Origin of the sequence: Sciscionella marina DSM 45152, assembly GCF_000379465.1 — a bacterium.
Taxonomy (GTDB): domain Bacteria; phylum Actinomycetota; class Actinomycetes; order Mycobacteriales; family Pseudonocardiaceae; genus Sciscionella; species Sciscionella marina.
The window spans coordinates 22,948-38,053 of the sequence record NZ_KB905380.1; the positions used below are offsets into that span (position 1 = coordinate 22,948).

The 15,106-nt window shown below is 69.1% G+C and carries 9 protein-coding genes; all 9 read right to left on the reverse strand.

Features of this window, described 5'->3' with window-relative positions; all coding sequences use genetic code 11:
- Positions 1 to 2,766, reverse strand: a complete 2,766-nt coding sequence (locus A37U_RS0100055) for an AAA family ATPase (protein WP_157182547.1) — start codon at positions 2,764 to 2,766, stop codon at positions 1 to 3.
- Positions 2,763 to 5,498, reverse strand: coding sequence for a helix-turn-helix transcriptional regulator (locus A37U_RS0100060; protein WP_240437459.1), 2,736 nt, complete (start codon positions 5,496 to 5,498; stop codon positions 2,763 to 2,765). Before A37U_RS0100060 ends, A37U_RS0100055 begins: the two co-directional genes overlap by 4 nt.
- A gap of 229 nt (positions 5,499 to 5,727) precedes the next feature.
- A complete protein-coding gene (locus A37U_RS0100065; RefSeq protein WP_020494548.1) occupies positions 5,728 to 6,411 on the reverse strand; it encodes a LuxR C-terminal-related transcriptional regulator in 684 nt (227 codons plus the stop codon).
- 358 nt (positions 6,412 to 6,769) lie between these two features.
- On the reverse strand, positions 6,770 to 7,657 hold the full coding sequence (locus A37U_RS41760) for a nitrilase-related carbon-nitrogen hydrolase (protein ID WP_157182548.1): 888 nt from the start codon (positions 7,655 to 7,657) through the stop codon (positions 6,770 to 6,772).
- 177 nt (positions 7,658 to 7,834) lie between these two features.
- Positions 7,835 to 8,809, reverse strand: coding sequence for a 2,3-diaminopropionate biosynthesis protein SbnA (gene sbnA / locus A37U_RS0100075; RefSeq protein ID WP_020494550.1), 975 nt, complete (start codon positions 8,807 to 8,809; stop codon positions 7,835 to 7,837).
- Between the two features lie 34 nt (positions 8,810 to 8,843).
- On the reverse strand, positions 8,844 to 9,893 hold the full coding sequence (sbnB, locus tag A37U_RS0100080; protein ID WP_020494551.1) for a 2,3-diaminopropionate biosynthesis protein SbnB: 1,050 nt from the start codon (positions 9,891 to 9,893) through the stop codon (positions 8,844 to 8,846).
- A gap of 24 nt (positions 9,894 to 9,917) precedes the next feature.
- Positions 9,918 to 12,854: a type I polyketide synthase gene (locus tag A37U_RS0100085; RefSeq protein ID WP_020494552.1), complete on the reverse strand. Its 2,937-nt coding sequence runs from the start codon at positions 12,852 to 12,854 to the stop codon at positions 9,918 to 9,920.
- Between the two features lie 420 nt (positions 12,855 to 13,274).
- Entirely contained in the window at positions 13,275 to 13,967 is a 693-nt protein-coding gene (locus tag A37U_RS0100090) for a VOC family protein (protein WP_020494553.1), read from the reverse strand.
- Positions 13,964 to 14,992: an amidohydrolase family protein gene (locus A37U_RS0100095; RefSeq protein ID WP_157182549.1), complete on the reverse strand. Its 1,029-nt coding sequence runs from the start codon at positions 14,990 to 14,992 to the stop codon at positions 13,964 to 13,966. Before A37U_RS0100095 ends, A37U_RS0100090 begins: the two co-directional genes overlap by 4 nt.
- Between the last annotated feature and the right edge of the window lie 114 nt (positions 14,993 to 15,106).

The following is a 15,106-nucleotide window of genomic DNA, read 5'->3' on the forward strand; positions in this document are numbered from 1 at the left end:
TCAGAGCTCCTTGTCCAGTGCCGCGAAGACCTCACGCAGCTCGGCCCTGCCGGTCACCTCGAGCTGCCGGTAGATCGAGGTCAGCCGCAGCTCCACGGCCCGCTTGGTGATACCCAGCTCCGCGGCGAGATCGGCGTTCGAGGCATCCGCCAGCACCCGCCGGACGAGCGCCGCGGACTCCGGTTTCAGCGAGCGCCAGCGCCGGAGAGCGGCGCGGTGGTTCGGTTCGGAGCGCGGGCGTTCGGCAAGCCGCCTCTTGAGTTCGGCGAGTCGCGGCCGGGCCCAGCCGAGCTGGTACGCAGCGGCCAACCGCTCCGCTTCCCGCAGCTCGCGAGCGACTCCACCGGTCTGGCCACGGTCCAGCTGTGCTGCGGCGCGCAGCAGTAACGCCTCGACGTGCAGCACCCTGGCCGGGGAGTACCGGAGCGCGTTCACCGCCTGGGTCAGCCCGAACACCACATCATCCGATCCCTCGGCGATACCCGCGCCGAGCTGGGTGCGCCCGATCACGGTCTGCGTGCCCCACGCCTGAGCCAGCCGCCACTCCTCCTTGATCATCGCGGCGGCGGTCTGCTCATCGCCGAGCGCCTGCGCGGCCACGGCCAGCTGGGAGCGCCAGGGCACCAGGGCGGGATTGAGCCAGCCGAACGCGTGCATGCGCCGCCCGCATTCCTCGAACAGCCGCAGCGCGCGCTGATGCTGTTCGAGTTCCAGTTCCAGCAGGCCGAGCATGAACAGCAGGATCGGGTTCACGCTGCCGGACTCGGTGGCCCGATCGATCTCGTCCGCCGCCTGCTGGGCCGCCACCAGGTCATCCCGGCTCAGCGCGGCGCCGATCGCGATCGTGCTCAACGCACCGGCCACGGTCGGCGGCCTGCCCTCCGGCGGGATCAACCGGCGTGCCTGGGCCAGCGCGTCCTCGGCTGCCTGCACGCGCCCGCGCAGCAGATCGATCCACGCGCGACCGGTGAGGGCCAGCGCCACCGGGACCCGCGAACCGGCCGCCGAGGCCGCGGCGATCACTCCGTCGTAGACCGAGGCCGCGGTGAGCACATCGTCGGTCTGGGCGAAGGTCATCGCCAGCACCAGGCGGGGCGCGTACAACGAGGGCTGCTCCTTCCCGGTCTCCATCGCCCGCTGTGCCAGCAGACGCGCCGTGCGGAGATCACGGCCCGCGGCCATGGTCAGCCACGCCGCGACGGCCGCCTGTGCCGGACTCATCTGCGCCGGATCCACCTCGGTCACCGCGGGCACGCCGAGGCCCGCCGAACCATGTCCGCCGGGCTCGGCGAGCCAGTGCAGGGCGATCAGGTCCGCGCGCTCCCGGGCACCGCAGCCGGAGGCGTCGAACCCGGCCAGCGCCTGCGTCGCGTTCTCCGCTCGTCCGTGCAGCAGCAACAGGTCCGCGACTGACAGCCTCGTCCGGACGGATTCCTCGTCAACGGCGGACGGAATCGCCCTGGCCAGGCGCAGCTCACCGGTGAACGCACAGGATGTCGCCGCCACCGTGGCCAGATCCAGGCGCAGCCGCGCGGCCGTGCCTTCGGAGGCCGGTTCGGCCAGTGCGCGGCGGTAGTAGCGGGCCGCGCTCGCATGGTCGCCGGCCTCCCGGCGACGGCGGGCGGCCAACTGCAGGGTCTCCAGCGCCCAGGTCTGGCCGATCGGCGGAGCTTCCACGAGCAGTTCGGCGACCTCGGCCTCCGGGACCGCCCTGCGGTGGCCGAGTTCCGCGGCACTGCGCCGGATCCGGTCCCGGTCGTGCCGGCCGGTGGCCGCCAGTACCCATGTGGCGAGCTCGGGGTCCATCGGCTCGTACCGGTCCGTTCCGAGCAGGCCCAGCTCGGTCAGCACCGCCAGCGCACGGGTGATCGTCATACCGAGCGGGCCGATGAGCGGGCGCAGACCGGCCTCATCGGCGGTGCCCACCACCGCGATCGTCCGCACCAGGGCCGCGAGGTCCGCGGGCAGTCGCGCGAGCAGGCTCAGCACATTCGTCCGCCGGGTGTCCGCGACAAGGGTGTCAATGCCCTCTTCGCCGTCCCCGCCGGTGGCGGAGCGGGTCAGCACCTCGGCCAGCAGCGCCGGATTTCCCCTCGTGGCCTGGTACAGCTCCTCGGCCGGAGGGCGTGGCGCGGGCACCGAACCCACCACGCTGTGCACCGCGGTCTGGCTGAGCGGACCGAGCCGGACCACGCGCTGCTGCTCACCGGGTACCTCCGCGGACGACAGCGGGTCAAGGCGACCGTCCGCGGCGGGCAGCCCGGCTTGGGCTCCCAGCAGCACGATCGGCACTCCCGCCCGGCGGCGCCGCAGGACCGAGAGCCAGCCGGCCGACTGCTCGTCGATCAGGGTGACATCGTCGACCACCAGCAGCACCGGACAGCGCCGGGCGGACGCCAGCATCCGCTGGCAGAGCAGTTCGTGCGTGACCGTGGCGTCCGCGCCGTCTTCGAGCAGCTCCGGCAACCACGAGACGCCGCTCAGCTCCGGCACCTCGCTCAGCAGCTGGGACAGCACGCCGTACGGAAGGGCCGCCTCGGTGACCGAACCGCGGGCCGTGAACACCTGCAGCCCTCGCTCGGCGGCCAGCTGTGCGGCGCGCTCGAGCAGCGCCGTCCGTCCGGTTCCCGGTGGGCCGATCACCTGGGCAGGACCACCGCGGCCGTGCTCGAGCTCCTCGATCAACCCGGTGATCGCGCGCAGCTCGGTCTCCCGCTCCACCAGGTGTGCCGTGGTCCCCGGCTCAGGTGTTCTGGCAGTGTTCACCGGCTCGTCCCCGTCCACTCCGGGCAGTCCGACGTCTGGCCGAGCGCCGTTGCCAGCTCACCCCGGCTGTTGACCTGCAGCTTGCGGTAGGCGCTCGTCAGATGGGTCTCCACGGTCCGGACCGTGACGAACAGCCGTTCCGCGATCACCCGGTTGCTCACCCCGCGCCCGGCCAGTTCCACCGAGCGGCGCTCGGCCGGGCTCAGCGAGGCCAGGGGCGACTCCTGGCGGGGAATACCCGCCGCCGCGGCAGCCTGTCGCGCCCGTCGCGGCAGCTGCCGATCACCAAGGCGCAGGCTCGATCGCGTGGCCCGGCGCAGCCGCTGTCGCGCCGCACCCAGCTCGCCCACGTCGATCAGCGCGCGGCCGAGTTCGAACTCCGCCAATGCCGCTTCGCGCCGTGCCGGCGATCCGGCAAGGGTGCCGCTCGCTTCCTCGAGCAGACCGACCCGCTCGCCTGGCTCCGCGGTGAGTCCGGCGGCGAGCCGGGCCATGCCGATCGCCCGGGGAGTACCCCACTGCAGCGCCGGGGCGGCACCGTGGGCGGCCAGTTCCGCCGCCTCCTCGTGCTGCCCCGCGTCCGCGAGCAGGCATGCGGCCTCGAACCACCACGGAGCCAGCAGCGGGTTGGTGATCCCCACCTCGGTGAGGCTCTCCGCGCAACGATGGAACAACACGAGCGCGGCATCCTGTTCGCCGAGCGCCCAGCGCGCCCGTGCGTCGATCAGTTCGAACCACGGACGCAGCACCGTATGTTCGAGCAGCTGCATGCTGTCCGTCTCGCGCAGCACCCGGTCCGCCTGGCTGGCCTCGCCCTGCTCGACCAGCACGGTCGCCAGCGCGATCCGGGGCACCACCGCCGCGGTACGGCCCGTCTCCTGGGAAGCGAGCGTATAAGCCCGCTCGGTGTCGGCGCCCGCTCCGGTCAGGTTCCCGCACCAGTGGCTCACCAGCCCGCGAAAGGCCAGGTATTCGCTGCGCTTGGCAGGCACCAGGTCGATCACTTCGGTCAGCTTGCCGCGGGCGAGGTCCACCTCGTCGGCCAGCATCAGCGCGAGCACGGCGGCACTCACCGGCGAGTCGTCCACCGTCGCGTCCGAGCGGCGGATCGCGCGTGCGGCCCAGTCCGCGGCCTGTTCCGGCTCGACTCCCTCGAGCGCGGTGACCACCGCGCGGACCGCGAAGTGTCCGGCCTCGGCCAGACCGGCCCGGGGGCGGACGTGATCGGCGCGCAGCCAGGTGTCCAGCCTTTCCACGCTGTCCCGGTGCTCGATGCCCACCAGGCCCAGCAGCGCGTGCAGGTGCCGTTGCACCGGTGGACGCAGTTCCTCGTCCAGCCGGGTCAGTTCGTCCTCCAGGACTCGCACCGCGGTACCGCACCGGCGCACGACCAGGGCCAGCCTGCCCAGCCGCACCGCGATATCGGCCCGCTTGACCGGATCACCTTCCCGTTCGAGCGCTTGGTGCAGAAGCTCGAAGCCGTCGCCCGGTTCCACCCGCGCAACGGCTTCGGCCAGCTGAACGAGCAGGTCCACATCCTCGGCCCGGGCTGCCACGGCCGATCTCAGGTAGCGCAGCGCGGTCTCCGGCGCGCCCCGTTCGGTCGCACCGCCCGCCGCATCGCACAACAGGTCCACCATCCACGGTTCCGGTTCCGCCAGCTGCAGTATCTGCTCGGCAATCACCTCGGCGGGCTCGGCGGCATCGCTCAACAGCGTTGCCGCCGCCCGCCGCAACCGGGCAAGCTCCGCGGGCCCGGTTCCGTCGAGCAGGCCCGCACGCACGGCGCGGTTCCGGAACTCCAGCCTTTCGGGAGCGAGTATCTGCTGGGCGCGCAGCATGCCGACCGCCGTTTCGGCCGTGTGCAACGGCACTTCGGCCAGCCGGGCCACGAGGAACAGATCCCGGTCGCCGAGCACGGCGGCCGCGAGGGCGACGAGCCGCACATACTCCGGCAGGCGCTCCAGCAGCGAACGCAGGACCGAGGTCCCGGAGGGCTCGCCACCTTCCCCGCCGAGCAACTGGCCCAGCAGCAGCGGGTTGCCACCGGTGCGCTCGAGGCAGTAGCGCACGAACGACTCCCCGGCTTCCCTTCCGGCGGCGGCCACCAGCCGACTCACCGCGTGCTCCGGCAATCCACCGAGATCGAGCACCTCGGTGCCATACCAGCATTCGAGATCCGGTACCCGGGCTTCGGCCGCCGTGCTCGAGCGCAGCAGGACGATCCGCACCGGTAGTCCGGCCGCTCTCCTGGCCAGCAGGCCCAACCAGTGCAGTAGCGGCTCCTCGCACCACTGCACGTCATCGACCACCAGTACGAGACCGGTACGATTCCGGGCCCATACCGTGAAATCCGTGTACCAGTCCTCGAACGCATCTGGGTCGAGTTCCGGTTGCCGGACACCCGCCTCCCGCAGGGCGGCGAACAGCTCCGGGCCGGCTTCCCCGCCTCGGACGGCGGTGGTCCGGCAGATCACACTGTCCGGGTGCTGCGCCAGTGCGGCCCGGACCAGGCTGGTCTTGCCGATACCGATCGGCCCACGGACCACCACGACGGCCGGTGTGCGGCGGGGCCGTCCGGGATGCAGGCGCGCATCGAGCCAGCGCAGTTCGGAATCCCGTCCTGTCGTCCCCAGTCCGAACATCCTGTCTTCCCGGCCCACCATGCACTGCCCCTCCGCTGACCGCAGTACCTCACGTGGCGGCACGTACCAGGTACGGGTGCCCCACATCGGTCATCTCATCGCGTGATCATCCGGGCGGCCAGGGGATCTCCGGCCCGGCGAGGGTTATCCCTCACATTTCCCGTCTCCTGCGCACCGGCCGCTGTCCCATACCACGAACCGAAAGCTTTTACCATTCAACGGATACGGCGCGGCACTCTCCCGTTCAACAAAAAGGAAAGTGAAGGTGAATAAAATTCATACCTCTCCGCACGGATTGTTCCGGCGCATCGCCGGATCAGCTCGCCAAACGAGATTCCGGAACCCGGGGAGGCCAGGTGGTCGCGTCGAGCAGTCCGGCCGCGAAGGCACGCGAGATCAGTTCGAGACGGTTGCCCGCTTTGAACCTCCGCTGCAGCCGGGCCACGTGGTAGTCGATCCCCTGACGGCTCAGATACAACCGGGATGCCATCTGCACACTGGACAGGCCGCGGGCCATGCCCTGCAGGATCTTCGCTTCGAGGCTCGTGACCAGACAGGCCCGGCCGTTGCCGGTGAATTCGGCCGGTACCAGGGTAAGCAGGAGCGCTCCGTCATCGGCGGGCATCTGGACGGCGTCGATCGTCATGCGCCCGGCACCGATGGGGCTCGGTCCGGTGATCGTGGCGCGCAACCGCCGTGCCCGGCCGTCGCCGATCTGCCCCAGACGCTCCCGCAGGTACGCGGGATCGGTCGTCACCAGTTCGGGAAACGGCTCACCGAGCATGTCCGTTTCCTTACATCCGAACCATCGGAGAAACGCGGCATTTCCGCCACTGACCCGCAGCTCGGAGTCGACCACCGCCAACAATGAATCGGTTTCTTCGACGAAGTCACCGACATCTCCGGATCGTGCACTCGGCACCGCACCACGACCAAGCTCGGTGCCGCGATTGGCGAGCGAAGAAATCGTCCGGACGCCGACCATGAAGAAATCCTCCATTGAAGAATATCACATTCGCTGAACCCACCCGACGGTGCATCGGTGACACAAGCCTACGAACACCTGATTCGCATGGTCAACTAATTCGAGCGCCCCGAACAGAAGTTCGTGGCCGCCCGAACCCCCACTACGAGCTAGCCGCACCGAAGGTTCGGTATCGTCGCTGAAACAAACGAAACAGCTGGTCGAGTGCTTTCCGGGAGCCCCGCGCACCCCCGGATACGACTCCCAGTGCCCGTTCGAACGCGAACCATAAATGCATGAGAAGCAATTTCCTAATACCGCACTCACCGGAATAACTCAAACACAGATCTACATCCGGAATTCCCACAAAACCGGGCACCGGTCGAGCCCTGGATTACATTTCGCCGGCGCAGAGCTTTCGAGCGGCCGACGAGGCGCCCGTGCGCGGCACACCGAGCCGACTCTCCGGTGGGTCGCCCCCGCTCGATTCCGGCGCCGGGGCTTGGTAAATCCGCGGACGGCGCGCGGACAGATAGGGCAACACCGCCCTGGCATACCCCACCTCGGCCCCGTCCACCTCGGCCACGAACAGTTCCGGCCCGTCCCGGCCCGCGCTCGCCCGGACATCACCGGCCGGCCCGACGATCCTGCTGGCGCCGATGAACCCCGGCCCTGCCTGGTTGGCATACGCGAGCGCGACGGTGCTCTCCATCGCCCGCGTCGGAACGATGCGCTGCACGACGAAATCTGCCTCGTAGAGCTCCGCTTCGGCCGCCGTGAGCCACGGGACCGCGGTGGGCACCAGCAACAACTCGGCCCCCGCATCGGCCAGGGCGCGGACGTACTCCGGGAACTCCACGTCGAAACAGATGCCGAGGGCCACGGCGATCCCCTCGATCCGGGCCACGGCCGACGGTGCATCGCCCGCGTCGAACACCTCGTTCTCGTCGCCGAACAGATGTGTTTTCCGATAGTGCAGCACCCGAGAACCGTTCGGTGCAAACAGATGCGCGGAAATGTATCGGTTCGAACCGTCGTGCTCAACGGTGGAGACGACCAGATACAGCCCGAACTCGACGGCCAGCCCCGCAGCGGCGGTCCGCTGTCCGGCCCCGTCCCGCCCGGCGACCAGCTGCGGCGCGTAGCCCGGCAGGAACAGTTCGGGAGTGACGAGTACACCGCACCCCCGGGCGGACGCTTCGGCCGCGGCCGAGCGCAGCACTGCGAGATTGCGCGCGGGCCGTGCCGGATCACCGGTGGCCTGCAGAACTCCGATAAGCACGACCGGCACTCCAGGTGGTTCATCGAACTGCGCGCAGCCACCCCGGACCGTACCGCGCCGACAACTTTCCGAGCATACGGTCCGGGCCAGGTGCCGGACACCATGCAGACGGGTTTCTGGCATCGGGCCAGCTGCCTGCTCGCCTGCCGACGTCCGGGTGAACGCTGCGGCGGCGGTTCAACTGTCGGCACCATGCCAGGATTCGCAGACATCCTCGCCGTAGAGGCCGTGGATCCAGTTCGTCTGGTAGATGGTGTCGAGATAGCGTTCGCCGAGATCGGGGGCGATCGCGACCGCGGTGCCGTCCCCGGGACCGTGTGCGGACAACCAGCCGATGGCACCGCTGACCACGGTTCCGGTGGAGCCACCGAAAAGGAACCCGGCGTGGGCAAGGCGATGGCAGGCGCGGATGGTGTCGGGTTCCGGCACCAGGATCACATCGTCCACATAGGAATCATCGAGCAGTGCGGGGCGGACACTCGCGCCGAGGCCGGGCAGATTGCGCTGCCCTTGTGCGCCGCCGAAGATGACCGAGCCGACGGCGTCCACCGCGATGATCCGGACCGGCCGCCGCCATTCGCGGAAGTACCGCGCGCAGCCCATCAGCGTGCCGGTGGTTCCGGCACCGACGAAAAGCGTGTCGAGCTCCGGGAACATCCGGGCGATGGCGGGTGCCGTGCTGCGATAGTGCGCCTGCCAGTTGTTCGGATTCCGGTACTGGTTGAGCCAGACATAGCGGTGGTCCGCCGCACAGAGTTCGCGGACGTGGTCGATCCGGGCGCCGAGCAGTCCTCCCTGCGGAGTGGGTTCGGTGACGATGTGCACGTCATTGCCCAGTGCCTCGATCGCTCGCCGGGTCGCGAGGTTGCACCGGGAATCGGTCACGCAGACGAAGCGATATCCCTTGCTGGCCGCCAGCATGCTCAGCGCGACACCGAGATTGCCGGAGGAGGATTCGACAAGGACCGAGTCCGGGTTCAGCAGGCCGTCTCGTTCGGCGGCCTCGACCATGGCTGTCGCGGCTTTGAGCTTGATCGAGCCCGCGAAGTTGAAACCCTCGCATTTCAAGTAGAGCGGCTGCCCGAAGCTCGGGCGGAGATCGACGTAGAGTTCTTCCGCATTGTAGTTCTCGGGTGCGGTGATGACTGGCACGATCGTCTCCTAGTGCACCGGATGGTCGTCCGCGCTAACCCTGCCGGCGCGGCTCGGGGAAGAAGTCGTCGATCACGTGCAAGGCGCCGGAGCCCGCGATCCGGTCGTAGACGTATTTGCCGACGGCGAGGTCGAGCACGCCGAGGCCGAACGGCGAGAAGATCAGGGTCCGATCGGCCGGTGGCCGCACTCGCCCGGTGAGGACCTCGTCGAGGGTGCCGGTCAGGAATTCGCGGCCGCCGGTGCGCTGCTCGGCCAGATGCGGTGAGGTTTCCGCCTTGAGGCAGTGGTCGACGTCGTCGACGATATTGGCCGAGGAGAGCAGGATCTCCGGTGCGAGATCCCGCAGGGACACGTGCAGTACGAGCGGGCCGTGGCCGAACCAGTCGGGATCGTCGATGTGCGGTTTCCCGGCCACGGTGGCGAAGACGACCAGATCGCTGGCGCGGATCAGCCGCTCGGCGCTGTCGTGCACGACCACGCTGCCCGAGGTGCCCGACCGCTCCAGGTCCGCGCCGAACTCGGCCGCCCGCTCCGGGGACCGGTCGTGTACCCCGATCCGCTCGAAGGACCAGCCGGTCGCCTCCAGGAAGGCATGGATATGGCGGGCGATCAGGCCGGTGCCGACGAAACCGACCCGGGTGGGCCGCGGCCGGTCGCGACTGAGCCGGTCGGCGGCCAGTGCCGCGGATGCCGCGGTCCTCGTCGCGCTGATGATGGAGCTTTCCAGGCAGGCGAACGGATATCCGCTGTCGTGTGCATTGAGGATCAGCACCGCCGAGGCGCGGGCGATACCGGACGCGATGTTGCCCGGGAAGCTGGAGATCCATTTCAGCCCGTCGACCCGCCCCGCCCCGCCGATCGAAGCAGGCAGTGCGATGATCCGGTCGGTCGGGCGGTCCGGGAACCGCAGGAAATAGGACGGCGGGTTGACCGAATCACCGGCGCCGTGCAGCCGATAGGTCCGCTCGACCAGCTCTACGATCTCGTTCTCCTTGCCCCGCAGGGCATCGTGCACCTGGGCCCCGGAAATCACCGCGAACGGGGGAACCTCGATCGGTGCGGACCCGGTTGCCGGATTCATGATTGGCACACCTCCTTGTTCGGATCACCGCGGCCCGGTGCTCGTGTTGCCGACGGTGGTGAGGTCGAGGACGCCGTCGAGCCGCCCGTGTTCGCGCCGCACGCGCTCGGCGTCCTGACCGAACACGAGCTCTGCGCCGAGCTCGGCGGCGACCCGGGTGGCCAGCGCGCGGCCGGCTTCATCGGTGTCCGTGTCGACGAGGAAAACCCGCTGCTCGCCCACACCGGACGGGAAACCGATCCCGGCCGCGTGCGGACTCGGCTCGACCCAGTAGCTCTGGTGGTCGAAGACGTAGCCGGGCAGGGAGGTCTTCCGAGGTGCCCGGCCCGCGTGATAGGCGCCCCAATCGAGGTCCACTCCGGACAGCCAGAGCCGGCCCAGTGCCTCGGTGAGCGTCTCGGTGTCCGTCTTCGGATCGGCTTCGCCGGGCAGCGAGGGCACCAGCTGTTCCCAGGCGGTGCGGGGAAAGTCCGGATGCCCGCGGAACATCGAACCGAGTGACTGCCCCGCGCCCAGTTCGACGAGCACCGTCGAGGGGTGTTCGGTGGCCAACTGCCGGATCATCGTGGAGAACTGGACCGGCCGGCACATGTGCTCGGACCAGTAACCCGGGTCCCGGAGCTGAGCGGTGGTGATCGGCTCACCGGTGACGTTCGACAGGTACGGCACGTCCGGTGTCCGCGGATCCAGATTGGCGCGCGCCCACGCGGTCAGTTCGGCCGCGACGGGGCGCAGGGCACGCGAGTGGAAGGCGTGCGTGGTACGTAGCGGGCGCGCCGGAACCCCGTTCCCGGCGAGCTTTTCGGTCAGTTTCGCGACGGCCTCGACCGAGCCGGAGACCACGGTCATCCGCGGTCCGTTCACCGCGGCGACCTCGACACCGGAGGCCGCCGAGTCCCCGGCCAGCTCGCCCAGTTCGGTGGCGGACAGTGGGAGCGCGGCCATTGCACCGGCGGGCAGCCGCGCGATGAGTCGTGCCCGGGCGGCGACGAGCCCGGCCGCTTCTTCCAGGGTGAGGCTGCCCGCCAAGGTCGCGGCGGCGAATTCCCCCACGCTGTACCCGGCGATGACTTCCGGTTCGATCCCCCACGCCCGCAGCAGCCGGCCGAGCGCGTAACCGATCGAGAACACTCCCGGCTGCACCACAGTGGTGTCGGCGGATTCGGGGCCGGTCTCGCGGCCGAGCAACCGGGCGAGGTCGTTTCCGTTCCCGGCCCGTTCGCCGACCAGGCTCGCGACCGGGTCGAACCCCAGGTGTGCGCGGAACAGCGCGGAGCATTCCTCGATCGCGGCACGGAATTCCGGTTCGGTTCGGTAGAGCCCGCCCGCCATGCCCGAGTACTGCTCACCGACCCCGGCGAGCAGCAGCCCGGCCCGCCGGGACACGACCTCCGCCCCCGCGGACATCCGCGTATCCGAGCCCAGCGCAGCGGCCGCATCGTCCACAGAGGACACGGTCGCCATCCGCCGGTGCCCGAACGCCTTGCGGCCGAACTGGAGCGTATAGGCGACGTCCGCGAGGTCCGTCCACTCGGCCGAGGACTCCCGCAGGCGCGTTGTCGCCGCATCGGCCGCGGCCGCGGTACGTGCCGACCAGACGAGTACCTGGTGCGGCCGGGCCGGTGGACGTTCGGTTTCCTCGGGTACCGGTGCCTCCTGCAGGACCAGATGTGCGTCGGTGCCACCGAATCCGTACGCGGTCACCCCGGCCAGTCGTGGGCGTTCGCCACGCGGCCACTCGCCGAGCCCGGTCTGCACGGTCAGCCTGCCGTGCGCGTGCGCGATCTGGTCGCTGGGCTGTTCGAAGTGGACCGCGGGGACCCGTTTCTCGTGGTACAGCTCGAGCGACGCCTTGAGAACCCGGGCGATCCCGGCCGCCTGGTTGATGTGCCCGGTGTTGCCGTCCGAAGCGCCGAGCGTGACCTGATCCACTCCCTCGACATCGAATACCCGTTGCAGCGCCGACAGTTCGGCCGCGTCACCGAACGGTGTGCCGATCACATCGCATTCGACGTGATCGATGTCCTCCGGGCCGACCCCGGCGGCGGCCAGCGCCTGTTCGATCACCGCGGCCTGCCCGGGCACGCCGGGCAGGTTGAACGCCCGGCGTCCCGCGGAGCCCTCGTGGTTGACCGCCCATCCGCGCAGCACCGAGTAGATCCGGTCGCCGTCGGCGAGCGCGTCCTCCAGCCGCCGCATCACCACCACGCCGAGACCGTTGCCGGGAACCTTGCCGTTCGCCCCGGCATCGAGAACCCGGTTGACGCCGTCCGGCGCGAGCCGACTGCCTTCGTGGTAGAGGTACCCCGGGATCTGCGGGACCACGATCGACACCGCCCCGGCGACGACCACATCGGACTCGCCGGTGAGTAAGCTCGTGGCGGCCTGGGCCAGTACGACCAGCGCGGTCGAACTGCAGCTCTGCACGCTCATCGACGGCCCACCGAGGTTCAGCGCGTAGGAAAGCCGCGAGGCGATCAGATCCTTCTCGTTGATCTGCATCAGCTGGTCCGGCCCGACCGCGTGGACTATCTCGTCGTTCGCCAGAAGATTGGTGAGCAGATAGGAACTGGGTGCGCCACCGGCGAACACACCGACCAGGCCGTCGAGGCGGTCCGGGTCGATCCCGCCGTCCTCCAGTGCGTGCCAGGCGCATTCGAGGAACAGCCGGTGCTGCGGATCGAGCAGTTCGGCCTCGCCACGGTCGTAGCCGAAGAAGGCCGCGTCGAACCGATCGATACCGGGCAGCACACCGGCGGCCGGGACGAACGCGGGATCATCGGCGAGCTCGGCCGGAACACCCGCGGTGCGCAGCTCCTCGCGCGTCATCCGCGTGATCCCGTCCCGCCCCGCGCACAGATCCGCCCAGAAAGCGGCGAGATCGGGCGCGCCCGGCATGATGCCCGCCATGCCGACGATGGCGATATCGCCGACGCTGTCCTGGTCTTCCGCAGTAGTCATTGCCTGCCTTCCGATCCGGCTCGGGTGCTGGCGCGGCCCCGTGGTGCGGCACACCGGCGAGTACCGGAGCCGCGCAGTGCGGTCGTGTGTCGATCACATCGAAAGTCCGGTGGGCACGGGAGATGATGCCCGCCGCTCCGGGCCGCGAAACGGAGCGTGGTCTTGCCCCTTTCCACAGGCCGCCCACTCCGCGGTAACAACGGCCGGTGGACATGTCCGGATATCACACGCAAGGGCGCGATGACCGTATTCATCCACCGCACCGCGGAATCGGAGTGCCATCGAAAAATGGCAAGCCCATGACAATGCGAAAATTCACCCGGACTCGGACATTTCACTGGCTCGCCACTATCGGCGTTTGCCACCGATGCCCGCCACTGCAGACACTGACCGAGCCCGGCGATGAACGGCCGGGTCTTGCTACAGCTCGGCCGGGTCCCTGCGCAGCGTGACCTCACGCCCGGATGCGGTGCGCACCGTGACCGCGTGCACGCCCGGCCGGCCGGGCACGATGGCGAGCGGCAGCCGGTCGAAGGTCTTGGCGCCGATGTGCTCGCGCAGTTCCCCGGTGTCGGCGCCGATCTCCAACCGGGCCACGGCCGCCCCGCGGTCACCGTGTCCGGTCACCCCACGGTCGGGGTTGGTGGCCGGATCCGCGCGGTAAAACCAGTTCGGCAGTCCGCGGCGCCAGCACGTGTCGAGCGCGCGGCCGGGACCGGGCGCGGTGGTGATGATGCGCTGAGTGCCGTCGGGCTGGACGCGGCCGGGTACCCGCGCCATCTCGCCGCCGAGCCGCTGCCCGACCGCGGTCATCTCCTCGAGGGTGTCGGCGCGCAGGCTCCAGAACATCCACCGGTCGCCGTCCGCGACGACCCGGTCGAACCACGCGACCCCGGGTTCCTGCTCGGCCGCCGGCGCGGTGACCGCCTCGACCTCCAGATAGGCGTCCCCACCGAGCGGAAAGATCGTGTTCGCGATACCGGCGGCGAACGCGCCGCCGTCGTAGTAGGCGAGCCCGGTTTCCGCATGGACCCTGCGGACCCCGTCCGCCAGGTCGCGGACACCGAGGCAGAGATGATCCAGGTGAAACACGTCGCCCCTTTCCTGGTTCACACCGGGATCGGCTTGTCGAAGTCGAACAGAGCCGGCGCATTGCCGTAGAGGATCTTCTCGATTTCCTGTTCGGACAATCGGGATTCCTTGATGTACTCGAACGTCCGCGCATAGGACTCGACCGCCAGCAAGGCCGAGAAGTCGCTCCCGGGCACGAGATGGTCGGCCCCGAAGGCCTCGCAGGCGCACCGGAGAGCGGCTTGCGAACCCCATCCGACGGTGTCGTAGTAGAGGCTGCGAGCCATCACGCTCGGGGGTCCAAGCAGGTCCGGCGTGCTTGCCTGGGCATCGAGCCGCGCCAGTTGCATCGGAATCAGGCCACCCAGATGAGGAATGATGATCTTGATGTCCGGGTAGCGAGCCGGGATGTTTCGCTTGATCAACTGGAGCACGATAGCGGTGTCCTCCAGGGACGCACCGGCCGCCGTCGTGAAGCCGTAGTCATTGATCAATGGTGAACAGATGCCGTTCTGACATGGATGAAAGAAAAGAGTCGTTCCGCGCGCGTTCATTTCCTCGTACAGCGGCTCGAATTCCGCTTCGGCCGTGGAGCGGTCGAACACGGAACAGCCGAGGGCCACACCGGCCATGCCCAACTCGTCCAGCCCGCGCCGCAGTTCCTCGAGTGACGCATCGATATGCGGCAAGGGTAGCGAAACGAAGGACGAGAAACGGGTCGTACGGGAGCCGGTCAGTTCGCGGTAGCTGTCGTTGAGCAGCCGAGCCGCCTCGACCGCCATCCGGGGTTCCCGTCCGTAAGGCGCCATACTGCCGGGAGAGAGAATCTGCCGCGCCACTCCGGCGTCGTCCATCATGTCGAGACGCTGATCGATCATCCCCGGTTCATCGGACATCGCCGCGAACACTCGGCGCACCTCCGGTGCCGCACTCTCCGGAGTCGCGGTCGGCGTTCCGGACTTCGCGGTCAACGTCTCCAGCACAGGCCGATACGCAGCAGGCAAGAAATGGGCGTGCACATCGACGATCCTCGGGTCCCGGTGAGCCCCGGACACGAGCTCTGACATCGCAGCCCTCCCACGGACAGTTACCAAACAATTGTTCGGAGACTTTACCGGACACATGTTAGGCGACTTGACGGTGCTTGTCCAACGGCAGGAAATGGGGAGAAACTGCCGTGT

What these genes read in the sequence shown, in the direction of transcription:
- A37U_RS0100060 (WP_240437459.1), bottom strand. Translation starts at nt 5,498, where the DNA reads ATGTGGGGCACCCGTACCTGGTACGTGCCGCCACGTGAGGTACTGCGG.
- A37U_RS0100065 (WP_020494548.1), bottom strand. Translation starts at nt 6,411, where the DNA reads ATGGAGGATTTCTTCATGGTCGGCGTCCGGACGATTTCTTCGCTCGCC.
- A37U_RS0100095 (WP_157182549.1), bottom strand. Translation starts at nt 14,992, where the DNA reads ATGTCAGAGCTCGTGTCCGGGGCTCACCGGGACCCGAGGATCGTCGAT.
- A37U_RS0100085 (WP_020494552.1), bottom strand. Translation starts at nt 12,854, where the DNA reads ATGACTACTGCGGAAGACCAGGACAGCGTCGGCGATATCGCCATCGTC.
- sbnB (WP_020494551.1), bottom strand. Translation starts at nt 9,893, where the DNA reads ATGAATCCGGCAACCGGGTCCGCACCGATCGAGGTTCCCCCGTTCGCG.